This is a genomic window from Lysinibacillus sp. G1-3 (assembly GCF_056322905.1).
Map to the genome: position 1 here is coordinate 199,870 of NZ_JBWHYQ010000006.1, position 22,988 is coordinate 222,857.

24 protein-coding genes are annotated in these 22,988 nt (G+C 34.9%); 12 read left to right on the plus strand and 12 right to left on the minus strand.

Annotated elements, in window-relative coordinates:
* Positions 1 to 10 precede the first annotated feature (10 nt).
* The 5 genes from ACVYAD_RS08205 to ACVYAD_RS08225 all read right to left on the minus strand — a co-directional run bounded on the left by ACVYAD_RS08205 (position 11) and on the right by ACVYAD_RS08225 (position 5,441).
* Positions 11 to 1,162, minus strand: a complete 1,152-nt coding sequence (locus ACVYAD_RS08205; protein ID WP_349661385.1) for a Ger(x)C family spore germination protein — start codon at positions 1,160 to 1,162, stop codon at positions 11 to 13.
* On the minus strand, positions 1,159 to 2,622 hold the full coding sequence (locus tag ACVYAD_RS08210; RefSeq protein WP_476425749.1) for a spore germination protein: 1,464 nt from the start codon (positions 2,620 to 2,622) through the stop codon (positions 1,159 to 1,161). The genes ACVYAD_RS08205 and ACVYAD_RS08210 overlap by 4 nt, the downstream gene beginning before the upstream one ends.
* A complete protein-coding gene (locus ACVYAD_RS08215) occupies positions 2,622 to 3,746 on the minus strand; it encodes an endospore germination permease (protein WP_349661383.1) in 1,125 nt (374 codons plus the stop codon). Before ACVYAD_RS08215 ends, ACVYAD_RS08210 begins: the two co-directional genes overlap by 1 nt.
* A 293-nt stretch (positions 3,747 to 4,039) precedes the next feature.
* Entirely contained in the window at positions 4,040 to 4,930 is an 891-nt protein-coding gene (gene rsiV / locus ACVYAD_RS08220; protein ID WP_476425751.1) for an anti-sigma-V factor RsiV, read from the minus strand.
* A complete protein-coding gene (locus tag ACVYAD_RS08225; protein ID WP_349661378.1) occupies positions 4,923 to 5,441 on the minus strand; it encodes a sigma-70 family RNA polymerase sigma factor in 519 nt (172 codons plus the stop codon). The genes rsiV and ACVYAD_RS08225 overlap by 8 nt, the downstream gene beginning before the upstream one ends.
* Before the next feature lie 611 nt (positions 5,442 to 6,052).
* Here ACVYAD_RS08225 and ACVYAD_RS08230 point away from each other — a divergent pair.
* A complete protein-coding gene (locus tag ACVYAD_RS08230) occupies positions 6,053 to 6,247 on the plus strand; it encodes a hypothetical protein (protein ID WP_386827062.1) in 195 nt (64 codons plus the stop codon).
* A gap of 274 nt (positions 6,248 to 6,521) precedes the next feature.
* Here ACVYAD_RS08230 and ACVYAD_RS08235 read toward each other — a convergent pair whose 3' ends face one another.
* Positions 6,522 to 7,289, minus strand: coding sequence for a TSUP family transporter (locus ACVYAD_RS08235; protein ID WP_476425753.1), 768 nt, complete (start codon positions 7,287 to 7,289; stop codon positions 6,522 to 6,524).
* 216 nt (positions 7,290 to 7,505) lie between these two features.
* Here ACVYAD_RS08235 and ACVYAD_RS08240 point away from each other — a divergent pair, with 216 nt between their 5' ends.
* Entirely contained in the window at positions 7,506 to 7,931 is a 426-nt protein-coding gene (locus ACVYAD_RS08240) for a hypothetical protein (protein WP_349661374.1), read from the plus strand.
* Positions 7,932 to 8,004: 73 nt separating this feature from the next.
* Positions 8,005 to 9,006, plus strand: a complete 1,002-nt coding sequence (locus ACVYAD_RS08245; RefSeq protein ID WP_476425755.1) for an LLM class flavin-dependent oxidoreductase — start codon at positions 8,005 to 8,007, stop codon at positions 9,004 to 9,006.
* A gap of 292 nt (positions 9,007 to 9,298) precedes the next feature.
* Here ACVYAD_RS08245 and yfkAB read toward each other — a convergent pair whose 3' ends face one another.
* Positions 9,299 to 10,411: a radical SAM/CxCxxxxC motif protein YfkAB gene (gene yfkAB, locus ACVYAD_RS08250; RefSeq protein WP_386827057.1), complete on the minus strand. Its 1,113-nt coding sequence runs from the start codon at positions 10,409 to 10,411 to the stop codon at positions 9,299 to 9,301.
* A 266-nt stretch (positions 10,412 to 10,677) separates the two neighbouring features.
* On the opposite strand from yfkAB, the gene ACVYAD_RS08255 reads away from it, so the two are divergent.
* From ACVYAD_RS08255 to ACVYAD_RS08270, 4 genes are all read left to right on the plus strand, one after another.
* Complete coding sequence (locus ACVYAD_RS08255; RefSeq protein ID WP_349660949.1) at positions 10,678 to 11,379, plus strand: YjjG family noncanonical pyrimidine nucleotidase; 702 nt, start codon at positions 10,678 to 10,680, stop codon at positions 11,377 to 11,379.
* A gap of 620 nt (positions 11,380 to 11,999) precedes the next feature.
* Positions 12,000 to 12,791: a methyltransferase domain-containing protein gene (locus tag ACVYAD_RS08260; RefSeq protein ID WP_476425757.1), complete on the plus strand. Its 792-nt coding sequence runs from the start codon at positions 12,000 to 12,002 to the stop codon at positions 12,789 to 12,791.
* Between the two features lie 24 nt (positions 12,792 to 12,815).
* On the plus strand, positions 12,816 to 14,105 hold the full coding sequence (locus tag ACVYAD_RS08265; protein WP_476425759.1) for an opine metallophore biosynthesis dehydrogenase: 1,290 nt from the start codon (positions 12,816 to 12,818) through the stop codon (positions 14,103 to 14,105).
* Between the two features lie 237 nt (positions 14,106 to 14,342).
* Positions 14,343 to 14,978 carry a 50S ribosomal protein L25/general stress protein Ctc gene (locus ACVYAD_RS08270; protein ID WP_349660946.1) on the plus strand — a complete coding sequence of 212 codons (636 nt, stop codon included), beginning with the start codon at positions 14,343 to 14,345 and terminating at the stop codon, positions 14,976 to 14,978.
* 49 nt (positions 14,979 to 15,027) lie between these two features.
* Here the strand turns inward: ACVYAD_RS08270 and ACVYAD_RS08275 are convergent, their stop codons facing one another.
* The 3 genes from ACVYAD_RS08275 to ACVYAD_RS08285 all read right to left on the minus strand — a co-directional run bounded on the left by ACVYAD_RS08275 (position 15,028) and on the right by ACVYAD_RS08285 (position 16,678).
* On the minus strand, positions 15,028 to 15,633 hold the full coding sequence (locus tag ACVYAD_RS08275) for a DUF2812 domain-containing protein (RefSeq protein ID WP_476425761.1): 606 nt from the start codon (positions 15,631 to 15,633) through the stop codon (positions 15,028 to 15,030).
* The gene (locus ACVYAD_RS08280) at positions 15,620 to 15,907 is read right to left on the minus strand and encodes a PadR family transcriptional regulator (RefSeq protein ID WP_349661023.1); all 288 of its coding nucleotides are present in this window, start codon (positions 15,905 to 15,907) and stop codon (positions 15,620 to 15,622) included. Before ACVYAD_RS08280 ends, ACVYAD_RS08275 begins: the two co-directional genes overlap by 14 nt.
* Positions 15,908 to 16,051: 144 nt before the next feature.
* Positions 16,052 to 16,678: a YczE/YyaS/YitT family protein gene (locus ACVYAD_RS08285; RefSeq protein WP_349661022.1), complete on the minus strand. Its 627-nt coding sequence runs from the start codon at positions 16,676 to 16,678 to the stop codon at positions 16,052 to 16,054.
* A 159-nt stretch (positions 16,679 to 16,837) separates the two neighbouring features.
* Here ACVYAD_RS08285 and ACVYAD_RS08290 point away from each other — a divergent pair, with 159 nt between their 5' ends.
* The 3 genes from ACVYAD_RS08290 (at position 16,838) to ACVYAD_RS08300 (ending at position 18,590) form a co-directional block, all read left to right on the plus strand.
* A complete protein-coding gene (locus ACVYAD_RS08290; RefSeq protein ID WP_132359637.1) occupies positions 16,838 to 17,260 on the plus strand; it encodes a pyridoxamine 5'-phosphate oxidase family protein in 423 nt (140 codons plus the stop codon).
* A 257-nt stretch (positions 17,261 to 17,517) separates the two neighbouring features.
* A complete protein-coding gene (locus ACVYAD_RS08295) occupies positions 17,518 to 17,865 on the plus strand; it encodes a hypothetical protein (protein ID WP_476425763.1) in 348 nt (115 codons plus the stop codon).
* A gap of 86 nt (positions 17,866 to 17,951) precedes the next feature.
* Positions 17,952 to 18,590 (plus strand): hypothetical protein, encoded by a 639-nt coding sequence (locus ACVYAD_RS08300; RefSeq protein WP_476425765.1) that lies wholly within the window; start codon positions 17,952 to 17,954, stop codon positions 18,588 to 18,590.
* A 238-nt stretch (positions 18,591 to 18,828) separates the two neighbouring features.
* Here the strand turns inward: ACVYAD_RS08300 and ACVYAD_RS08305 are convergent, their stop codons facing one another.
* The gene (locus tag ACVYAD_RS08305) at positions 18,829 to 19,386 is read right to left on the minus strand and encodes a flavodoxin family protein (RefSeq protein WP_476425767.1); all 558 of its coding nucleotides are present in this window, start codon (positions 19,384 to 19,386) and stop codon (positions 18,829 to 18,831) included.
* Between the two features lie 113 nt (positions 19,387 to 19,499).
* Between ACVYAD_RS08305 and ACVYAD_RS08310 the strand changes: the two genes are divergently transcribed.
* Positions 19,500 to 20,390, plus strand: a complete 891-nt coding sequence (locus ACVYAD_RS08310; RefSeq protein ID WP_476425769.1) for a LysR family transcriptional regulator — start codon at positions 19,500 to 19,502, stop codon at positions 20,388 to 20,390.
* A gap of 198 nt (positions 20,391 to 20,588) precedes the next feature.
* Here ACVYAD_RS08310 and ACVYAD_RS08315 read toward each other — a convergent pair whose 3' ends face one another.
* Positions 20,589 to 21,614, minus strand: coding sequence for an S-layer homology domain-containing protein (locus tag ACVYAD_RS08315; RefSeq protein ID WP_349660940.1), 1,026 nt, complete (start codon positions 21,612 to 21,614; stop codon positions 20,589 to 20,591).
* A 149-nt stretch (positions 21,615 to 21,763) separates the two neighbouring features.
* On the opposite strand from ACVYAD_RS08315, the gene ACVYAD_RS08320 reads away from it, so the two are divergent.
* The gene (locus tag ACVYAD_RS08320; protein ID WP_476425771.1) at positions 21,764 to 22,711 is read left to right on the plus strand and encodes a bile acid:sodium symporter family protein; all 948 of its coding nucleotides are present in this window, start codon (positions 21,764 to 21,766) and stop codon (positions 22,709 to 22,711) included.
* Positions 22,712 to 22,988: the final 277 nt, after the last annotated feature.

Below are 22,988 nucleotides of genomic sequence, written 5' to 3' on the forward strand. Positions count from 1 at the left end.
TATTGTTAGATTATTCATTAATTGTTCGTGTAAATGTTTTACGACCGGATTTTAATTGGTTAATGTTTATTTCTAATTTACTAATAGAAGTAGATGTTAATGGGATTTTCCCATCCTTCTCAAGTTTTTTCCATACTTTCACATTTTTTCGATATAAATGTTCAGAGAGGCGATAAATATCAATATCTTTCGCTAATGCTTCTTTATATGTTGTTCTAATTTCTTTTTTCACTTCTTTTATTAATTTTTTTCTTATTTCTTCTTCTGAAACATTAGTTTTGAGACCGTTTATCCTTGCGTTTAAATATATTTCAACATCGAATGTTACTTGATCATTTTTAACAATCGGTTTGATATCGACCTTGACTTTTTCCAATGTTGTCGTTAAATAATTATTTTCATTTAACTTAAAGGTTGTTTCACCTCTTTGCGTTCTATCATGCATCCATTGCGTTCCTCTTGCAGCATCATTCTTAATAAAGCCTTTAAATCCATCTTTGGAAAGTACGCCAATCCCTATAAAGGCAGTTTCTTGTTCTTGACGATCTTCAGTGCCCCAGTCTTTGTTAATGGTTACATAAGGGATGCCAATTTCGTAATTCGGTTCATTTAAGCCGATAACTAGATTTCGGAAATTAACGGGTTCGACGAATGTTTCTTTATCTTCTGTATTTAAAGGATTACTAAGCTTTGACGTAGTAAGCGGCTTATTCAAAATTGGCGTTACTAGAAGAATGTCTTTAATAGGGTCTTGTGTACAATAGGCCCATATTTGATACCTTGTTTCCCTATATCTCAATACAGTGTCTATAATGGAGACAGTATTTTTATCTTTCATTACTTCTTCAGAGAAAATAATGTAAGTCATATGCCCCCAAAACACTTTTTGATCGATGGATCGATATAATTTAAAAAGTGCTTCTTCCAGCGTCCTGCCTTTAGATTGTCCAACCTCAGCTGGTGCCGCTTGAGGAGTATAATTTTCGGATTTTACAACATCAGAGAAGCTAATTAATTGCAAGTAGATTTCATACTGACCATCTTTATAATCGATACCGAGTCCATCAACATAATACATTTTTTGAGGTTCGGTAACATCCCAACAGCCTGAAAGAAGTAGTGAAGTAGCTAAGCTTGATAGTAAAATAATTTTTTTCTTCATTGCTGCTTCTTCTTTCTCATAGAGGTACGAGTGCTATCTTGGGGTGCAAGTGCTTTATTACGTTCAGTGTAGCCTTTTGGTGATAAGCGGAATATCGATTTTTTAATAGTCATCCAATTTAAATCTGTTGCAAGATTCATGTAAGAGTACCCATAGATCCGAATATTACACAAGTAAAGAAGTGTAAAGTATAGTGATATAAAAAATCCAAATAAACCAAAAAAAGCACTGGCAATAATGAATGTAATACGCAATAAACTGATGGTTGTGACAAGTGATTGGTTCACAAGAGTGAATGATGCAATTGTAGAAATCGCGATAACTACAATCATTTCTGGGCTTGTTACACCTGCGCGAATGGCCGCATCACCAATAATTAAACCGCCAACAACGCTTATCGTTCCACCAATAACAGAAGGCAGACGTAACCCAGCTTCTCGAAACAATTCAAACATGAGTAGCATTATTAGCATCTCCAGAGAGGAGGGGAGAGGTAAACCTGTTTTTGCTTGGACAACTGTTGCTAAAAGTTGGAATGGTAGCTGATTCTGGTGATAGGTCGTCAGTGAGAGCCAAAATGCAGGTAATAGCAACCCAATTAAAATGCCAAGAATCCTCAAAAGTCGTTCTATAGAACTGAAAATGATAGGGTACTCATTATCTTCAGCGGATTTTAATAATAAAAATAAATTGACCGGTGTGATCATGGCATAAGCTACACCGTCGACGAACATGAGAAAACGTCCTCTAATTAGTGCTTGAATAGCATAATCGGGTCGTCCGGTGTAATCGAATTTGGGGAAGAGCTTAGAGTTTTTATTAATTCTCTCCATTAAAACGTCCCCGCTAAAGACAATATCTGTGTCTACTGCAGCAAGCTGTTTTTTTATTCCGTGTAAAATATCCATATCGACAATATCGTCAAAATAAAGAATAGCCACGCTTGTCTTTGAACGTGATCCTAACTCCACTTTCTCAACGCAAAATGAATTTGTAGGTAAACGTTTTCGCAATAGTGCAATGTTGACACGGATGTCTTCAATAAAGTTATCTCTTGGACCCTTAACGAGAACTTCCATCCTAGTTTCTTCAGGATTTCGATTAGGCTTTTTAGCAATACAACTAGCATACAAAAGATCTTCCTCTTCAAAATAAAGCAGTAGAAAACCAGTATATACAAAGTTCATGGCTTGTTCTTTATCATTAACTTTTTCAAGCGTCGGAACATGAAGTTGATTTGTAATATTTTCTTCTAACGATGTATCAGCTAAATTGTCATAAAGATATTGAACACGCCGAACAATTACTTCATTGAGCATTTGCTGGTCTACCATCGCATCACAGGTAATGAATTGAACCTTTTTTTGATTAAATACATATTCCTGAAATTGGATATCTGCTGATTTTTGAAATAGTTGTTTTAAGGTGTTTAGGTCTATCGCCTTCTCCTGCTGAGGCATTATGATTCACCACTTTCCATTTCTTGTTTTTCAGGTTGCCCCTTTTTAGAAGACTTACCTGAAAAGAAAGCTACTAGTAAGAAGAAAATTGACAAAAGAAAAAAGAAAACAAAAGTAACTGTTAATATATAGTTCCCTTTCACCTTCAAAAATATGTTTTCATTTAAAATAATTAGCGGCAGACATAAAAGAAAGAAGGGTGGAGCTATCATTCTCCATATTTGCTTTGGATCACCAGTCATCTTAAACAAATCTGCTATAACATATAAGAGGAAGCTAACTCGTATAAATGTTCCAGTTAGCCATTGGTAAATTGAGAAAAAGTCAAGATGCTCAATATAGCGACCAATTGATACTAAGCCCCATTCCTCGTAGGCAGGATATCTTTGCTTTGCAGCCTCGGTTGGACCAAATTCTGCAATTGCGCCCATAAGTGGTCCTAAAGTAAGCCCCATTAAAATGAAAAGCATGATGCCAAAATGATACCAACGAATGCGGTCTTTAAATTGGTGCTGTAAAAATAAAAGTATTAATAATTCAATAAATCCTGATGCAGGATAAATCATTCCTTTTATAACAGGTTGGAAACCATGCTCAAGAAAAGGGCGTAGTAGTTCGTATTCTTTTACCTGTATATTTGTAAAGGCTACAAAAAAGCCAAAGACTACTACACCGAATAATACAAAGACATTTAAAATAACAATGGTTTGTAAACTTGTTGTAACGAGAAAAATACAAAGAATTGTATAAATGAGTAATAATATAGTGACTGGTGTTTGAGGTAAAAATGTTGTGTTTACCCATTGCAATGTTTCAACCATTGTAAAGGCAGCAAGAATGAATAAAAAAATAGCTATAATATATATGACAATTGTAGAGCCAGTTTTTCCAATTTTCCCATCTAACCAGTCTCGAATAGGTTCCTGATTTGTCTTTTTTTGAATATAAACTAAAAAAAATAGCCAGAAGAATATAATAACTGCAGATATTATGACAGATATCCAACCATCTCTCCCAACAACATCTAGTAGCGGGGGAATAATGGTCACGTGATTTTTTAAGCCAATAACAGTCATAGATAAGAAGATAACATGTAAAATACTAATTGATCCTACACCTTTCATATGAAAACCCTCTAACGTTAATTGATACACTTTAGCTTAGACAAAAAGTGGGAGGATTATAAGCATGACCAACTACTTGTAAAAGAAGAATTTAAATCTGTATTTCATCACATTCATGAAAAGTTTATCACCGAAAAAAACGAGTTATTTGACGAATGAAATGTCAAATAACTCGTTTTTGAGAAATGTTTTTATTCTCGCACCATAATGGAGTGCGTAAAAGTCCAGTTGGGTGGAGACGAATAATCCGTGAGGGAAAAAGAAAATCCCCCACGGATTATAGATTTACATTATTAATGAATATAATTTGAGCTTACAAGATGACTTTTTAAGATATCTGTTGGGATTTCAAATTCCACAACACCCATATAGCCAGGAGCAACTTCGTATTTATCGAAGGAGATAACAAGCTTACCTTCATCGGAAATATAGAATTGTTGATCAGCTTTAACAGCTGTAAATTCATCTAAAACTTCTTCGTCAGGAAGACCTGCTCCTTTTAACCAGTACACCTTTTCTTGGTTAGATGCAGCAGCTTGTTCGCGCATTTGTCCCTTAATGTTTTCACTGATCGTGTTAATATAACTATCGTCTTTAAATAGCATTGGCAGTGTAATTAAAATTTCATTTTCTTTATCAATTGTATCGTAGTGCATCGTTGTAGAAGATGATGCAACTGTATTGACAGTGTAACGACCAATCGACAAGATTTGGTCATTATCTGTTTTTACGTCGAAGCCGCTATCTACGCCTAAATGGCCGCCACCGTTAGCCTTTAAATCACCAACTTCGGCAACAAAGTCATTATAAAGAGCTTTACCTTCTGAACGATATTTTTCATTTAAAGCATTTGCAAGATCTTTATTTTCTAGATTTTCGATAGAAGGTACTTTAATGTCTGCATCATATGTCTCTTCTTTTACTTCATATTCTGTCCAAGTTAAGACTTTTACGACACTACCAACAACAGGAATATCTGAAAGTGTTCGTGCCATTGCAGGACTGACATTTAATCCAGCTGTAAAAAGCATTGCAGCTGCCGCAGATCCTAGAAACCATTGTGGTGCTCGTTTTTTCCTTTTCTTTTTACCTTGTTTTAGTGCGTTTTCAACCACAAAATCAAGCTCCTTTGGAATAGATACCTCATTATATTGTTTTTCTAATTCTTTTAATTTTTCATCCATGTGCTGTTTCTCCCTTCACATCTTCCAACTGTATTTTCAATAGTTTTAACGCTTTATAAAGACGTGATTTAGCAGTACTCAGCTTAATGTTAAGGATATTTGCAACATCAGCGAGTTTTAAATCTTCGAAATAATGTAAAATAACAACCTCACGATACATTACGGGTAAGTCATCTAACGCATGCTCTAAATCAACGTTTTCGTAGATATCCTCTTGTGCAGGTGTTAAAAATTGCAATGTATCATCGTCTGTCACTTGTAAGCGTTTATGCTTACGTAAAAAATCTATAGATGTACGTACGACGATTTTATAAAACCAGCTTTTCATATATTCGACATTTTCTAATCGATCGAGAGAAAGCATTGCTTTTTGAATACTGTCTTGTACAACATCAAGTGCGTCCTGTTCATTTTTCGTATAGCTATACGCGAGCAAATAAAAACGCTCTTTCTGTTCACGAATTAACTGGACAAACACCTCTTCATGTTGAAATGCATTTCTTGTTTTCATGTCCAAAGAAGCTCCTTTTTAACATTTTCAAATTGTATACAACTAATAGACGTATGAAAGGGGAAAAAAAGTTGATAGCATAAAAAAACTTATCTTTTTCTGTTAATTTCAAAGATAAGTCATTGATACCAGTAATTTATCCCGTATTAAATTCTGTGATAATCATCAGTGGGGATGAAGAAATCCGCCACTTGTTAAGTTGCGCTTTTCTGTACATTTTATTGTGTAGAAAAATCATAGCAAATTATAAACCTTTTACAATTGCTTAGAAAGGGGAAAAGGTAAATTGGTCACAATTACAAATAAAATTGCCCGGGGAGGATCTAAATAACTGGCATTGCAATCGAAGAAAATGTCCTAAAATAGTATCGAACTGAGAAAGTGTCAACGGTCCTTTTTCTACATGAACCACCTCATACATATAGTAGATTGAAAATAAAAGCAAGTAAGCTATACTTCTTATAATCAGATTTGAAGAGGAAGAATGCTTATTGTAAAAGGAAGTGTAAAACACAATTAAATGGCGCCGTTCTTTGATTTAGGGCAGCACCATCTTGGCTCTGGAATAGATATTTTTTTCACAATTATAAAAACAGAAAGGAGCATTAGGTATGAAAAAGTCAAGCGACGCTAAAGATTTAATAGATAGTTTAATTCCATTGGGAATGATTTTTGGGAGTGCTCTCGGTGTGGTTTTTGGCATGTTTTTCAAACCAAACTTTCTAGTATTTACAATTGCTTTAGGGGCTGGAATAGGCTATTTATTTGGAGTTATTGCTTACGGAATTTTTAGGAAGCAAGAATAATTATAGACGGAGAATTTTGGATAATAAAATTATTATAGAAGCATGCTGTATTTTTAGCATGCTTCTATTTAGTCGATATATTGATAAGTACGAATACAAAATATCTTTAATGAAGATTGCCACAGTTGAGTGGAACTCATTCTAAGAACAACAATGTCCTGTGATAATGACTGAGTGACCAACATCATGCCGCTGTCGCTTCGCTTTCGCGCAAAACACATCATGCTGGGCATAATGGATCTGCATTAAAAAATTGGTAGATATAAAGAATCAATCATGAAAAATAGTCATATGTATTTTTCAAAAGTAATAAAATTGTCACAACGATAAATAAATTACGTACATACCCGCTGCCACGTTTAATGGCAAACTTAGAACCAACAATTGCTCCAGCAATTTGTGCAAGTCCCATAGGTAAACCATAGGCATAATTTATTTGCCCTAAGTATATAAACATAAGAAGGGCTGCGATATTACTTCCGAAATTTAAAAATTTAGCATTACCTGCCGATTTTAAAAAGTCGAAGCCAACTAATAAAAAGGCAAACAATAGAAATGAGCCTGTCCCCGGACCTAAAAAGCCATCATAGAAGCCGATTAATGTAATAATCGCCACAAAAAATGCGTAACGCTTAGGTGTCAATCTTTTATAGGTAGAAATGCTACCCCAGTCTTTCTTGAAAATAGTATAAATAGCCACAGCTGCTAGCATGACAAGCATAAGTGGTTTTAGAACACTAGGATCCATAAGATGGACAATCCATGCACCGATCATGGAGCCTATAAAAACAAAAGGGAATAGTTTGTAAACGGCTTTAATATCCAATTTACCAGAGCGATAAAATGTTATGGTGCTCGTTAATGACCCCATAGTGCCTGCTAGCTTGTTCGTAGCTACGGCTGCAGATGGTGGAAGACCAACAAACATAAGAGCTGGTAAAGAAATAAGCCCGCCGCCTCCTACAACAGAATCGATAAATGCGGCTAGAAAGCCAAAAAGAATAAGGATGAGTAAAATGTTTACATCTAAATCAAAAGGCACAGCAGTTCATCTCTTTTCTATAATAATAATCTGATAGTAGCGAAATGAAAAGTAACTGTAAATAGCTTCAATAATTTTTTTCTGTTAATTTCGAGGATTCGATCTCTTTTGATATTTTTAAATTCTATAAAAAGCTAATATATTCTACTTTATGTATTTATTTTAATGTATTATGTAGTTGATAGTGTTTTTTGCGTAAAGGGGACGTGATGACATTTGAGTTTAGGAAATCATGTAAGAGTATTTGTTTGTGTTGTATGTATGGGGCTACTTGTCGGATGTGTGTATAATGCGAAAAAAGATATAACTGATAATGAGTTTATCGATACTGTAAAAGAAGGGTATTTGGGGGGTTTTTCAGATGTATCTGTTCGTAATGCATTTAATTACGCATTTTTTGAACCATATTGGCGCTATTACCAGGCAAAAACTGGCGAGCATGTTGTCGAATTATCAGGTGATATTACATTTGAAAATGAAAAAGGACATGCCATTTTACAGTTCGTAGTGGATGAACAAACAAATAAATTTTCTATTTATGCAATGAAATTTAATGATGTTGTATTGAGTCCCGAACAAAAACGGTTCCTTATTGGCATGGTTTATGACACATGGCATGCAAAGCGGCTTGCCTATGAGTAAGGTCTTTTACTTTGTATAAAGAGCTTACTATATTACAGTAGAGAGGAGTGCTTAGACAGAGAGGGTGTTTTCAATGAGATTAAGTATATTAGATCAAATGCCTATACCAAAAGATCATACTGCTGAGGAGGCCTTTCAGCGTACAGAACAAATAGCGCTATTAGGTGAAGAGCTTGGCTATCATCGAATGTGGTTAGCAGAGCACCATAATAGCCATTCACTGGCAAGTTCAGCTCCAGAGGTTACAGCTGCTTTCCTGGCGGCGAAAACAAAACGTCTTCGTATTGGTACTGGAGGCGTAATGATGATGCATTATTCTCCATATAAGCTGGCAGAGGTCTTTAAAACATTAAGTGGCTTAGCACCGAATCGTATTGATTTTGGCGTAGGCAGAGCCCCTGGTGGTGACCATGCCTCTATTTATGCACTGGCAGAGGGACGAAGACAACGATTTACAGAGCAATACGATAAGCTCGAGATCATTTTAAAACTGATGAATAATCAAAAAACAGGGGAAGATGTCTATGATCAAGTAATTGCGGCACCAGTGAATATCCAATTACCTGAAGCTTGGTTACTTGGGTCAAGTGGTCAAAGCGCTATGCAGGCAGGTCGATTTGGTGTAGGTTATTCATATGCACAATTTTTCACTGGCAATATGTCAAAGGATATATTTGATACGTATAGAGATTACTTTATACCTTCTTATTATATGGAGAAGCCGCAAATTATCGTTACTTATGCTGCGACGGTTGCAGATACGTTAGAGGAAGCGGAATATTTGGCGAAACCGATTGATATTACACGTCTTCATCTCATGAAGGGGCAAATTATTCAAGCGATGTCACCCGAAGAAGCAAAGGATTATCCACTTACTGAGTTGGATAAAATGACAATCGCCAATAATCGAAAAGCCAATCTGGTCGGAACACCGAAGGAAGTAGCGAAATTTTTAGTAGCAGAGCAAGAGCAATATGGGTTTGACGAAGTGATGCTAAACTGCAATCAATACGCACTAGAAAGTCGCTTGAATACTTTCAAGTTAATGGCAAAAGAATTAATAAGAGCACAATAGCTTTAGTGAAAGAAGAATTACTGTATTAGTATATTGAATCTACTAATGAATAGAAATAAATCCGAATTTGCTATCAAAAAAATCTATTATTCATGTAAAAGGAAGTCATGTTCAGTATGTGAGCATGGCTTTTTTGATTTCCCCTTTATATTTATGAAGAACTTTGTCATTAAATTTACCTCAGGAATAAAAAGAAGTAACAGATAATAGCTAAACAGATTGTTAAGGCGAAAATTTCATAAATCCTATAAAAAATGTCCAATGCAAATGTATGCATTGGACATTTTTCCTTTTACATTTTGGCTGAACCACTAACAAACTGTGTATCTTTATAATACATATTTTTAACAAGAACGTTAGGACCTAAGCATTTTACGGCTGGACAGTGGCAGTTTAGTGATTTCGCTAAATCTGTTGCCATCCATTTATCAAAAATTGCTGATAATTCGTCGTTTTCAATATTGCCGAGTGCTGGTGTATCGCCAAAGTCTGTCACAATGACATCACCTGTAAAGATATTGATATTTAGGCGAGAGCGACCATCCGGATCATTACGCATCGTAACGTTCTTTTCTTCTCGTAGTCGTTTTAGGAGTTTTTGATCTTCCTCATTCATGCTACATGGATAGAAAGGTAGGGTACCAAAAAGCATCCAAGTATTTTCATCTCGAACATCAAGTAGATGATGAATCGCATCACGAGTTTCTTCAAGTGATAAAGATGTAAGGGCACTTGCGAAATCTGAAGGATACATTGGATGCACCTCGTGGCGAGCACATTTCATCTCATTGATGATTTGGTTATGAATATGTTCTAAGTAAGGTAAAGTTTTTTTGTTTAACATTGTCTCAGCTGATACCATTACACCGTGTTCTGCAAGCATTTTTGAGTTATCAATCATACGTTGGAACAAAGCTGCACGCTGTTCATAAGTCGGTTTTCGCTCCATCATGGCAAAGCCTGTTTCGACGAATTCATCAATCGTACCCCAGTTATGTGAGATATGTAAAACATCTAAATACGGAGCAATCAGTAAATAACGTTCAGGCTCCAATGTTAGGTTGGAGTTGATTTGTGTTCGCACACCTCGTTCATGCGCATATTTCAATAAAGGCAATACATAGTTTTGAACGGATTTCTTAGACATCATCGGTTCTCCACCAGTAATCGAAATTGTTTTAAGATGTGGTATTTCATCAAGACGCTTTATAATTAGCTCAATTGGCAGTGCATCTGGATCTTTAGTTTGTAATGTATATCCAACTGCGCAGTGAGCACAGCGCATATTACAAAGAGTTGTTGTTGTAAATTCAATATTAGAGAGGGTCATATGCCCATGTTGTTCAACATCTAAATACGCTTCCCATGGATCAAAGGCAGGCGTAATTTTTTGTAGAGTCGTCATAATTCGTACATCTTCCTTTCTAGCATTCTATTGTCTCATATTCGCTGTTATTTTCAAATATGAAATTATCGAAAGGGCTATTTTTTGGCAAGATGATCATTTTTATTACGCAATGAAGGAAATATTTTTTAAGATTTCCCTTGTGTGATTATTCCTAAAATTCCGTAAAGTTGATAGGTGGGTAAATTTACTGTTATTTTTCTAAAAAAGCGTTATGATAGTAGGAATGATATGGTAATACAGCAACGAAGAAAGTAGGAATAGACATGACTAAGTATGAAACACTATTGTTTGACGTGGATGACACATTATTGGATTTTGACTTGGCTGAAAATGCAGCACTTGATCGTTTATTTAAACAGGAAAATATTGCAGTAACTCCGACGATGATTGCGCGTTATAAAGAGATTAATGAATCTATGTGGCGTGCTTTTGAACGTGGTGAGGTGTCTAAAAATACATTACATAACACTCGATTTTCGATTGCGTTAAAGGAATTCGGCTTAGAGGTAGATGGGGAGTACTTTGAAGCGGTCTTTCAAAAATATTTGAAGGAGGCACATCATTTTGTAGATGGTGCCTACGAAGTAATCGAACAGCTTGCCGATAACTATGAATTATATGTCGTTTCAAATGGTAAAACAATGACTCAAAATAAACGTCTAGAGGATGCAAATTTAGCACGATTTTTTAAAGACATTTTTATTTCAGAACAAACAGGCTATCAAAAACCAATGCCAGCTTTTTTCGATTATGTTTTTGAGCGTATCGAACATATAAATAAAGATAAAACCTTGATTATTGGTGATTCCTTAACATCCGATGTTAAAGGTGGACTACAAGCCGGAATTGATACATGCTGGTTTAATATACGTGATATTGAAAATACAAGCGATATTCAACCACATTTTGAAATTAAAAAGCTTCATGATTTACACGTATTATTAGATAATAAAGTAACAATTTGATAAGTACATGTCTGAACTACGCTTCAACTGTTCGTAAGTCTGAACAGTTGAGGTGTAGTTTTTTGATTGAACAATTATTGAAAAGTACTATACTTTTGGGAGTTGAATCCAGTATTTGTTCATGTATTCAGCTAAAGACATAGATGCCAATAAATCTTGGTATGACAGTTATGTTGGTGTTTTGCTTGCTTTAGGAATTTTAAACCGGAAAACGCCATCTACTTTTGATTCAAATACTATCGTCAGGGGGAAGCATTGCGTCATAATTTGCCCCAAATGACCAGACAAATTTATTAAAAATGCTAGTGGTGTCATTGGATGTTGTACGTAGAATATAAAAGTAGTCAGTATAAGTCGAGGACATGATGTCTCTCGACTTTTTTTGTTGTTTTTTTCAGTGAATGAATTTGTCAATATTAGCATGAATTTTTTTAGTGTAAGTATTAAACAAAAGAGGTACCACATATAATTTTTATTGCTACCTAGATAAGTCATAGTACAGTGAACATGCTAGTTAGAAGCATAAGAACAAAATCTGTCGGTTTATTTATCTTATATAAAAAAGTGCGGTTGCGAGAGAGGGATAGTTGAATAATCTACAAACTTTGGGAGTGACAAAAGTGAAAAATCCAGAAACCTTATTAATGAAATTACATTACTTTGCTAGTAAGCTTGAGTTTTTAATTGACAAACATAATCAAGATCAAATGGTAGGTTATTATTCAGAGCTAGAGGAAGTGATTGATGATTATTCTTCCTTTATAACTAACAGTGAGAATGAAAATCAATGGCATAATTTAGAACAAACATATGAAATCTCACTATTAATCGAGAAGTTAAGAAAAATGTCTGCTAATTGTGTGAAAATAATGGAAAAATATTGGGCTTTGAAATACTTACATGAAACCGAAGAGATGACGGATTATTTTCGCAATATAGAGGTCTGCATTGAAAAAGAACTTAGTGGTTTTCCTATTACTAATAAATCAAAGGTGTTAGTAGTAGGGTCAGGTCCTTTTCCAATAACATTATTATCGATTGCTAAACGTACAGGAGCAAAAGTTTTTGGAATTGATATTGACGATGAAGCTATTCTGTTGGGGAGAAAAGTGGCTGCTAAACTTGGAAATCATACAATTCAGATTGAAAATAAATCAGTGAATGAACTTCAATCCATTCAACAGATTAGTCATATTATTTTTAGTTCAACAGTCAATTGTAAATATGACATATTAGAACAATTACATAATTTAACAAAAAAGGACGTGATGATTGCGATGCGTTATGGGAATGCTTTAAAGTCTCTTTTTAATTACCCAATGGAAATAGTAGATGCAACAAAATGGCGTATAGTCGAGCAAATTGCAGTCCCTCAAGGTGTATTTGATATCGCTTTATATCAAAAATTGTAAATACTAAGTTTTAAGGAGAATGATATGACATTTTTCAAAAAGGTTTTATTATTAGGAACAGGGCCAACATCTGTTCAATTAGCTGTAAATTTTAGAAGTCATTTCAATAGCAAAGTGGGGATTGCTGGTCGAGAGTCTTCACGTTCAAATCTGTTCTTTGAAAAAACAATCAAACAACAACGTACACTTAAAGCACATATACAAAATAAACAACATCAGACTGCAGCTGGAGAATGTGTGATTGATTGTCTTTTTAAAGGTTATAATACAATATCAGGAGATTGGGATGCCATTATTCTCAGTGTGACTACAGATTCCTATTTGGCTGTATTATCACAAATTGATATCCATGTTTTGAAGCAAGCCAAGTGTATTATATTGATTTCTCCTACATTTGGCTCGAATCAATTAATTTCTAACTATTTAAAACAGATATCCTCCTGTGCTGAGGTAATTAGTTTATCTACATATTATGGTGATACTAGATGGTTAAACGGTGTGCCATCGAATGAAGTATTAACTACTGGGATAAAGAAAACGGTTTATATTGGATCGAATCAATCAAAATCGGAACATATGGATAAACTAAGCAAGTTATTTAATCAGCTAGGAATTTATGTGAAAATTTTAGCATCACCATTAGAAGCGGAAACAAGAAATATTTCCTTATACGTACATCCAGCACTGTTTATGAATGATTTTTCATTAAAGGCAATATTTGAAGAGCAAGAGACTATAAAGTATGTTTATAAGCTTTATCCTGAGGGACCTATTACGTACACAATGATTCGCCATTTACTAAATCATTGGAAAGAAATGATGAAAATAGTAACACATGTCAATATTCAGCCTCTAAATCTTTTGAAATTTATGGTAGATGATAATTATTCATTACAACCGTCAAGTATAGCACGACAAGATGTCGAAAATTTTGAAAAACTGGAGTCTATTCATCAGGAGTATCTGCTGTATATACGTTATGCATCGTTATTGATTGATCCATTTTCTAAACCTGATCAAGAGGGAAGATACTTTGATTTTTCAGCTGTGCCTATAAAAAGGATATTTATGAATCATGAAGGTATATGGGATATCCCTAGAATGCCAAAAGAGGATTACTATCGTCTGAAAATTATTCAAGGGGTAGCTAGAGCCTTAAAACTTGAATGTCCAACGATTGATCAATTTATATTTACGTATGAACAAAAGCTCAAGCAAGTAGTAGCAGCATCTGAGCAAATGTCCTTTTCTGAAGCATTTCAAATAAAAACTTTTTCAAAAGATATTAATATGATTTGTAAAGAATTAATATAAAAACGAGTGAATAATGGTGGACATTTCATTCGGTGGCATTTTAATGTTTAGGGCATGGTATACGATTGAAGGAAATATGCTACGTATCATTTTAGGGTAATTTTAGCGGGTAATTGAATGGAGTAGCTGTTTACTAACCTACAGCTATTTATTGAACAGTAGATTCAATAGGTATAAAAATCATTAGAACGGGCAAAACCTTTTATGAGACTAGTTTCCATGAAAGGGGAAAAGACGATGAATACTGTTTTAACTGTAAATAAACGCGATAAAGGGCGTAATTCATCATTAACTCAACTTAGACAGAACGGTGCTATTCCGGGTGTTGTTTATGGCTATCAAATGGAATCCACAGCAGTATCACTGGATGCCAGACAATTTGCAAAAATGTTAGCTCAATTCGGCAATAAAAATGTCTTTCAATTAGATGTAGACGGTAAACGTGTCAACGCGGTATTAACAGAAGTACAACGCTGTGCGTTAAAGGGCAATGTTAAGCATGTAGATTTTAAGTCCATCAATATGTCCGAAGAACTAGAGGTTGATATTCCAGTAACGGTTAAGGGTCATGCTATTGGAGTAGCTGATGGTGGTTTCCTATTACAGCCTAACCGTGAAGTTCGCATAAAAGTAAGTCCGTCAGAAATTCCTGAAACAATAGAGGTGGATGTGACTGATGTAGCAATCGGGACATCACTTTATGTAGGAGATATTCGCGAAAAGTTCTCTTTTGAAATATTACAAGAAGATGACTATACATTAGTGACGATTACACCTCCTGCCGCTGAAAATGTACAGGAGGACGACATAGTGGATGGGACCCCAGAAGTAATCGAGGCTACTGGAAAAAATCCATCTGCGTCAGAAGAATAGCAACAAAAAAGGAGCCATCTTACACGTGCTGTAAGAGGTTCCTTGCTGTTTATTGCATAAACTGCTGTAAAGATTTGCGGTAACGGAAATACGTCACTACATACATACCGAAAGTTGCGAAAAAGAGCCAAGGTAGGATAAACCGCATGATGGCAAGGGGTGTTTCAAATAAAAAAGAAAAAAGGAAAGAAAAACCTTCTTCATCCCACAAACCTGGCGTAAAATAAGCATCCTTTATATTGAAAGGGTAAAAGTTATCATTGGAATAAAACATCATTAACCATATAAAAAAGAATATGGCCCAATAGCTAGAATGCTTCATTAATCGTTTATATTTAGCAATTTGCGAATCATGATCAGAAAATAATTCATCATTGCCATCTTTTCTTTTAAACCAATAATAGGAACCATCATAAGATTTTTCTTTTAATACTTGCCATCCAAAATCCTCATACAATTGTTTATAATTAGTTCGCTCTGCTTTTTTAAGATCTTGCTGAAAATCAATACGGATAACTTGTTCAAGATCATCTGACTTTTTAAATGTATAAAAACCGCCAGAAATCACATTTGTACAAACCCATCCTTTGGACAACATATGATTTAACCATTTTTCTTCTTTTTCGATATCAAAAAAGAGTTTAAACTTGATCATGTCCATCAGCTCCCTCATATAAAGATAAAATTCGCTGCAATCTTTTTTGCTCAGCCGATAATATTTCTAATCCCTCAGCTGTTGTTTGATAAACCTTACGTCTCGTATCTTGGGTCTCTACAGGTGAAATCCAATGGTATTTCAACAAATTTTCAATTGCGCCATACATAGTGCCGGCCGCAATCCTTACACTACCAGCGCTCATTTCCTCGATTTTTTGCATCATCGCATAGCCATGAAGCGGTTCACGTAAGGCGAGTAGAATATAATGCATGGTTTCAGATAAAGGTAGTAATTTATGTTTTTTCACAAGTTCACCTCGTATACAGTTCAACTATATAGTTCGATTATATATAGTTGAACTGTATATTTCAACCGAATAAAAAAAGACAATGCACTTTTACATTGTCTTGTAAGCCTATACTACAGCGCTTTTCACGCCAGTCCATCTCATAAATAATTTTTCATTATACGTTAAAGCAAACTGTACAATAGGTCCTAGTCCGAAAGCCATTAGCACAGTACCAACGCCGATAGGACCACCTAGTAAAAAGCCGATCAAAGCGACAGTTACTTCCATAGTTGTTCGAGAGCGTGTGACACTCCAGCCAAGCTTATGAACCATTAGAAGCATTAATGAATCACGAGGACCAATCCCTAAATTTGCCACCATATACATACCGCAACCCCAGCCAAGTAATAGTAAGCCACATACATATGAAAGCAGTTGCAACCAAAAACCATCTATATCAGGAATCAAATAGTTAAAAATATCAATAAAAATTCCTGCTAAAAACATATCTATAAACGTACCCGGCAGTGGGAATTTCTTTGTTATTACTATATCAAATGCTATTATGGCTAGTCCGATGAGAATGGACCAAGTACCAATAGTTAATCCCAATGTTTTAGCTAGTCCAATATGTAATACATCCCATGAACCAACACCGAAAATCTGACCTTTAATTGTCAATGTTATACCTAAGGATAAAAGCAAAATACCCGTTAAGAAGAACAGACACCGTGTGAAAAATGCTTCCTTCATCATTATAACCCTCATTCTAAAAATTCATGTTGTTCAACAAATTATTATAACAATAGATTTTAAAATGAATCGAAAATTGTCAATTCATATTTTTCAAAAAATATGATTAGCTAAGCTAAATAAGGACAAAATAGTATGGATAAGAAAGGATGAGATGATATGACCTCTGTGCGAGATGAAATACTAGAAGTTTTAAATCGTGAAAAAATAGGAACGATGGCAACCGTTGAGAATGGCAAACCGTACTCACGTTATATGACATTCCAACATGAAGATTTTGTATTGTACACAGTAACGAATAAACATTCTGAAAAAATGGAAGAGCTTCGTAAAAACCCATATACACATATATTATATGGATACGAAAATGGAGGTTTTGGTGACACGTACGTTGAAATTGAAGGAAAGCTAACAGAGATTTTAGAGGAAGGAATAAAAAATAAGTTAGCCGAACTTTTTACAAGCATTTTCGTTGGTAATCAAGATGAAATGATTACACTAAAAATCGAGCCAATCCGTATGCGATTAATGAATAAAAAAGGTGATCCACCTAAAGAGCTAGAATTTACAAACGACCATTAAAATGTGGTCGTTTTTTGATTACAGTGTGATTTAAAAAACATGGTATAACGAAAATAGCTTTCTCGGGAACTTGCGTTAACTATATTAATAGCTTCGTATTATTAATTTTTTTTCTAATTTACGGTTTATGGTTGTTTTTTAAGTAGTAAAAACCTCTTTATTAGATACATATTCAAAAGTTCAATAATGACCGGTTATTTGTAAATTAAGTTGAATATGTAAATGTAACTTAACTATCAAGGAGAGGAGGAAGTGGTATGAGTCACGAAGTAAATTCTGTACAGCCATTTGTTACATGTACGGGAAATGGAGGGGTAGCAAAAATTGAAGATCAGGGAGGTGGAAAAATATGGTGGTATATTAACCCGAAATTTAGTACTCTATATTCATTTTTCGGAGAAATTTTAATTTCAAATGGAAAAAAAGTTGTTACCATAATCCCAGTAAGTGGAATGGGTCAAGCGACAAAGGCATTAACTGACATTGCCTATGGACCGTCAACTGGAGGGAAAACTTACTCAGCAAAACTAACAGGAGTGGCAAGAGACAATCAAGGAACATCGAGTTTTGTGGTTCCAAACTGTAGTACTGCTTATAGAAAATAAAAAATTAAAAAAACTAAGTCCTTGAGGCTTAGTTTTTTGCTATTATAAGGTAATAGTCAATTAAAAACTAAAGGTGGGATGAAGTAGTGATTCTTCGAAATGATTGTTCAATCATATTAAATTTTCTTGTCTATGTTTCAAACGTTTATAAAAACTACAATGAATATAGTGATGAACCAAAAGTATTTCCTTTCTTGTATTTAGAGAAAAATACACTTTTGTCAATGGATGTTTTTATAGATGAAATATCCAAACATTGGGGAAATTATATTCATTCTCTCCACGATCGTATTGTTGACAATGAGGTTCTAACAATGGATATCAATTTTATAAATAAGCCAAATAGTTTTAATTATCAAACCCTCTTTAAAAATAATATAGAAGGCAAGGAGACATTTGATCAAATATTGAAGTCCTTTAAAGCTTGGTGGTTCAGTCCTTATAATGGATATCGGATAGGAGACCAACTATCAGGGGATGTAATTCCAATGGTTTGGGAAGGGATAAAAAATAAACTTCTTACTAAATATAGTACGTTACCAAATTATAATTTTGTGTTATTTGCTATATATGACAATGTCCCATTTAGTTTACAAAGTAAGGGGAGTAACTTCATTATTGAGCCGCTGTCAAATCTTGATTTAAAATATAAAGATGAAAGTGAACAATCAAAAAGCATCAGCTGCTTGGTAGATAAATTTACACAAAAATTGTTTAGCGAATAGGATTTTTAATTTTTTTTTTGAAATTTAGTGAAGATTACAAGCAAAAGGAGAAGTCACCTTATATACATGGGGTGGCTGCCCTTAGGAAAAAGAAATCAGTCGGAGCGGAAATCAACCACTTGTTTTGATGAAGGGGGACATTATAGAGGCTGCCTTAATTCTCACTAAAATTTCCTCGATCATTCTGTTTCAACATAATGAAACGACCTAAAAGCATAGCTGCTTTCAGGTCGTTTTTTTAAATGGGATAGATACGTGCTTTTAACTGCTTATTTAATATAGAAGCCTGTGTCAGTGCTTGTTCATCGTGACGTATCTCACCAGGTTTGTTTGCCTCTCCAATAATGTACGAGGAGAACGGCATCTTTAAGAAGTCAAAAATATACTGGAATTGCTGAATCATTGGTAGGCCCTTTATATATGGGGCATCACCACCGACGGCAAGAACGATGGCCTCGGTAGTTTGTAGCTTTTCTTTTAGCTGTGGGAAACGCTCATCTCGAATAGCATGACTCAGTCGATCTACCATGTTTTTCATTATTCCTGACATGCTGTACCAATAGATCGGTGTGGCAAAAATAACGACGTCACTTGTTAAAAGCGCATGGATAATTTGATCATAATCATCATCTACAAACTGAAAGCCATTATCATCATGGCGCAAATCGTGAATAGGCTCGATCGTAAAATTTTTTAGATCTATTTTTTTATGATGTAAGCCCTCTAAAACATAATTAGCTAATTGTTCACTATTACTATCGGCTCTAGAGCTACCAATAAATGCGGTAATGTTCATGAAAATCCTCCTCTGTCCTTCAGGTTATAACTAGTGTAAACTTATCTTTATTATCGATAAAGCTGAATGTTTCGATGGAATGTATCGAAAAAAACGATTTAGGGGTGGGGAAGATGGATATTAAACAGCTGCAAACGTTTTTAACAGCTTCAGAAACGTTAAGTTTTACGCAAACAGCACAGCTATTAGATTATGCTCAATCGAGTATTACAGCACAAATTAAATCGCTTGAAGAAGAGCTTGGCGTAGTCCTTTTTGAGCGGCTTGGCAAACGCATCACTCTTACGGAGGAGGGCCAGCGATTACAACAGTATGCACAAAAAATGTTAGATCTAAATGTGGAAATGAAAAAAGCTGTATTAAATGAACAAACACAAGCGGTAATAAAAATTGGTGCACAGGAAAGTCAATGTGTATACCGTCTGCCAAGTGTTTTACAACAATTTCAGAAATCCCATCCACAAGTCAAAATCATTTTTAAACCTGTGCATACAACCGAAATAGCCAAAGATTTATTACAGTCAGGCAATTTAGATATAGCATTTATTACGGATGCCTATAAGGAAACACCTATGTTACATCGTGAGCGACTTATTCAAGAGCAATTAGTTTTTGTCAGTGCACCTACTGATAGCAATGAGGAGAGAGCGGTATTTTCTTTACAGCAACTTTCAAATGAAACGATGCTTCTGACGGAGAGCGGTTGCTCTTACCGTAATCAATTGGAAGTACAGCTGCAACAAGAAGCTGCGCTTCCAATACAAATGATTGAATTTGCAAGTATTGAAGCCATTAAGCAATGTGTGATGGCGGGCTTAGGTATTACGTTTTTACCCAAAATGGTGGTGGAGGAGGAGCTAAAAAACAAACGTTTACAAGAATTGGTTACATCAACGAAATTAGCAAACATTTTTACGGATATCGCTTGGCATAAGGATAAGCATATATCTCCGTATCTCGCTGATTTTATAGAGATTGCTATGAAAATGTATAAGAAGTTTTAAGGGCATATATTGTTTACCCGTGACCTTTTTCAAAATGGATTCTATTTGTTTACTGACTAAGCAATCTTTTAAAGTACACAGTTATATCAAAAAAGTGCGAATGAATTTTTTAATCCATTTGCACTTTTTAGTTCTTTTCACAATTGAAGAGTATTATTGTGATTAATAAAGGGCCATACAGTTTGAACTATGGGGAATTTATTGCTTCTTTAAAGTCCCGGAAAAATTCGTTCCTTCGTCATGCTCTTTACGACAATCTACCTCGGTAATTTTAAGCGCATTATTATGACGTTCAAATTCCAAGACACATCGATTGCCGTTTGAGGATTTATTCATCACGGCCTTAGTGTTAGAAGTAATCGTCGCTGTCCCATCGACACTCCCTGCAGCTGTCCCATCATTGGCAGTCATGAAAATAGTAAAGCTTTTGCTTGTTGCGTTTGAAATATAGGCATCACGGCGATTAAAATCAGTTGATCCAGTCCCCCATTTATAGTAATACGAATAGGTGCCATTCCAAGCACTATTAGAAGGTGTTGTCAGCTGCATTGTTTTATCTAGCTGATTTTGGCCATTTTTCGCTCGTGTATTTAATGAAGCATTACTCATATTTTCGTTGATTTTTTGTGCGTAATCTGAAATCTCATAAAAATTTCTTTCATCCATACGGTGAAGCATTGTAACGACTTGAGCTCGCGTCATATTGTTTGACACGCCAAAAAATTTCTGTAAATTACGGTTTTCATACTGTAAATTTTGACCAGTGGAAATGTAATAATCGAGTAAAAACTGTATGGATTGATCTAATCCACTTTTACCATTAACTAAATGTGAAATAGCCTGTGCCACAACCCCGCGCTTCACATTAGCTCCTCGAATATTGTTATCGAAATACCCGTTTAATGGTACACCATAGCTTGCAAGTCGATTGTAAAATTCATCAGACCAGTTTGCTAGAGGGGTTTGCTTTTTTAGCTCATCATAAGGTGATTCGAGCTCATAAAAATTAGCAAGTAGTTTTGCGAATTGTTGCTCCGTGATTGTTGCATTGGGCTTAAATGTACCATCTGCATAGCCATTAACGATATCATATTCCTCTGCCCACAGGATGGCTTCATACGCATAGTGATCTTCTGGCACATCTTTAAAACCAGCAGCTTGCACAGTGTATCCACTTGCCACAACAAGTATGGGAAGCAATAAAGCGAACACTATTTTTTTCATTTGTCTCTGTCATCCTTTCTTTCTAGTACTATTAATAGTTTGAAGGATATGGATAAAAACTGCAAATTTTTCTAGTTTATTTTAAGTAGAAAGGATGAGATAGTGCAATCCTATAAGAGATTCTTTTGGGAAAGAAGGAATAAACAGAGATGTTGAATAGTTTCAATAAATATCTCCAAAAATGGATGCCTATTTTAACACCACTAAGTTTAGTGGTGGGTGTTTTATTGGGGAATGTAGGGCATCAGCTTCTATTTTTAATGCCGTGGCTTTTTGCTTTTATGACGTTTGCAGGTAGTTTAAATATGAGTTTTGAAGGGATAAAAAATCTTCGAAGATACTCAAAGGTTATAGTAATAGCCCTTGTATTTTTACATCTGATGATGCCAATGTGGGCTTATTTTGTATCAACCGTTATCTTTAACGATCACTTACTTACGATTGGCTTTGTCTTATCGGTCGCTGTGCCAACTGGAGTAACGAGTTTTATTTGGGTAAGTATTTGTAGAGGACATCTTCCATTGTGTCTTGCGATTATTTTAATCGACACACTTATATCACCCGTAGTTATTCCTGCTTTACTACATATTGTTATGGGGCAAACAATCGAAATTGATACTGCAGGTCTAATGCTAGATTTACTTTGGATGATTGTTGTGCCTTCACTTGTAGGTGTAGCGTTAAACGAGTTGACGAAAGGCAATATTGCAATGACACTAGGAAAGAAATTAGCCCCTTTTTCAAAACTAAGCTTATTTAGCATTGTGATGATTAATAGTAGCGCAATCGCCCCGTATATTAAACATTTTAGCTGGGAACTTGTCGGTGTTATAGTAGTCGTATTTGTTCTAGCTGTATCAGGATATGCGCTATGTTTAGTACTCGGTCATATTCTTTGGAAGGATATAAGTATTATAACAATGTTTGTTTTTACAGGAGGGATGCGGAATATTGCTGTTGGAGTAGTGATAGCCACTACATACTTTCCTACAAAAACGGTCATGCCAGTAGTATTTGGTATGTTATTTCAGCAAGTTCTAGCCTCGTTCTTTAGCCGAATAGTTGAGCAGTATCAGTTGAAAGTTTCGAAAGGCTAAATATGTTTGCAATTCTTATGTGGAAGTGAATAAATTTTTTAAGACTTACGCTATCGATTGTTATTAAGACGCCACATTAATTGTCCCAAAAGAAGAAGAGAACAAAAAATGTGATGTAATATCATCAAATGAAAATATCAAAATATGAGGTTTCCATTATGCTACCTTCAGAATATGATGAAGATAAGTAGTATCCATCGTCATGTGGGGTAGGGGAGAAGTCTATTTTAAAATTTTACATTAATAATAATTTGAAAGAAAATATCAGTTGTGTTTG

Bases quoted from the DNA above. Each gene is read 5' to 3' on its own strand.
- ACVYAD_RS08280 (WP_349661023.1), bottom strand. From the start codon at position 15,907: ATGCATTATATTCTACTCGCCTTACGTGAACCGCTTCATGGCTATGCG.
- ACVYAD_RS08205 (WP_349661385.1), bottom strand. From the start codon at position 1,162: ATGAAGAAAAAAATTATTTTACTATCAAGCTTAGCTACTTCACTACTT.
- ACVYAD_RS08270 (WP_349660946.1), top strand. From the start codon at position 14,343: ATGAATACTGTTTTAACTGTAAATAAACGCGATAAAGGGCGTAATTCA.
- ACVYAD_RS08295 (WP_476425763.1), top strand. From the start codon at position 17,518: ATGAGTCACGAAGTAAATTCTGTACAGCCATTTGTTACATGTACGGGA.
- ACVYAD_RS08230 (WP_386827062.1), top strand. From the start codon at position 6,053: ATGAAAAAGTCAAGCGACGCTAAAGATTTAATAGATAGTTTAATTCCA.
- ACVYAD_RS08285 (WP_349661022.1), bottom strand. From the start codon at position 16,678: ATGAAGGAAGCATTTTTCACACGGTGTCTGTTCTTCTTAACGGGTATT.
- ACVYAD_RS08245 (WP_476425755.1), top strand. From the start codon at position 8,005: ATGAGATTAAGTATATTAGATCAAATGCCTATACCAAAAGATCATACT.
- ACVYAD_RS08275 (WP_476425761.1), bottom strand. From the start codon at position 15,633: ATGATCAAGTTTAAACTCTTTTTTGATATCGAAAAAGAAGAAAAATGG.
- ACVYAD_RS08225 (WP_349661378.1), bottom strand. From the start codon at position 5,441: ATGAAAACAAGAAATGCATTTCAACATGAAGAGGTGTTTGTCCAGTTA.
- ACVYAD_RS08290 (WP_132359637.1), top strand. From the start codon at position 16,838: ATGACCTCTGTGCGAGATGAAATACTAGAAGTTTTAAATCGTGAAAAA.
- ACVYAD_RS08255 (WP_349660949.1), top strand. From the start codon at position 10,678: ATGACTAAGTATGAAACACTATTGTTTGACGTGGATGACACATTATTG.
- ACVYAD_RS08315 (WP_349660940.1), bottom strand. From the start codon at position 21,614: ATGAAAAAAATAGTGTTCGCTTTATTGCTTCCCATACTTGTTGTGGCA.
- rsiV (WP_476425751.1), bottom strand. From the start codon at position 4,930: ATGGATGAAAAATTAAAAGAATTAGAAAAACAATATAATGAGGTATCT.
- ACVYAD_RS08305 (WP_476425767.1), bottom strand. From the start codon at position 19,386: ATGAACATTACCGCATTTATTGGTAGCTCTAGAGCCGATAGTAATAGT.
- ACVYAD_RS08310 (WP_476425769.1), top strand. From the start codon at position 19,500: ATGGATATTAAACAGCTGCAAACGTTTTTAACAGCTTCAGAAACGTTA.
- ACVYAD_RS08320 (WP_476425771.1), top strand. From the start codon at position 21,764: ATGTTGAATAGTTTCAATAAATATCTCCAAAAATGGATGCCTATTTTA.
- yfkAB (WP_386827057.1), bottom strand. From the start codon at position 10,411: ATGACGACTCTACAAAAAATTACGCCTGCCTTTGATCCATGGGAAGCG.
- ACVYAD_RS08215 (WP_349661383.1), bottom strand. From the start codon at position 3,746: ATGAAAGGTGTAGGATCAATTAGTATTTTACATGTTATCTTCTTATCT.
- ACVYAD_RS08210 (WP_476425749.1), bottom strand. From the start codon at position 2,622: ATGCCTCAGCAGGAGAAGGCGATAGACCTAAACACCTTAAAACAACTA.
- ACVYAD_RS08265 (WP_476425759.1), top strand. From the start codon at position 12,816: ATGACATTTTTCAAAAAGGTTTTATTATTAGGAACAGGGCCAACATCT.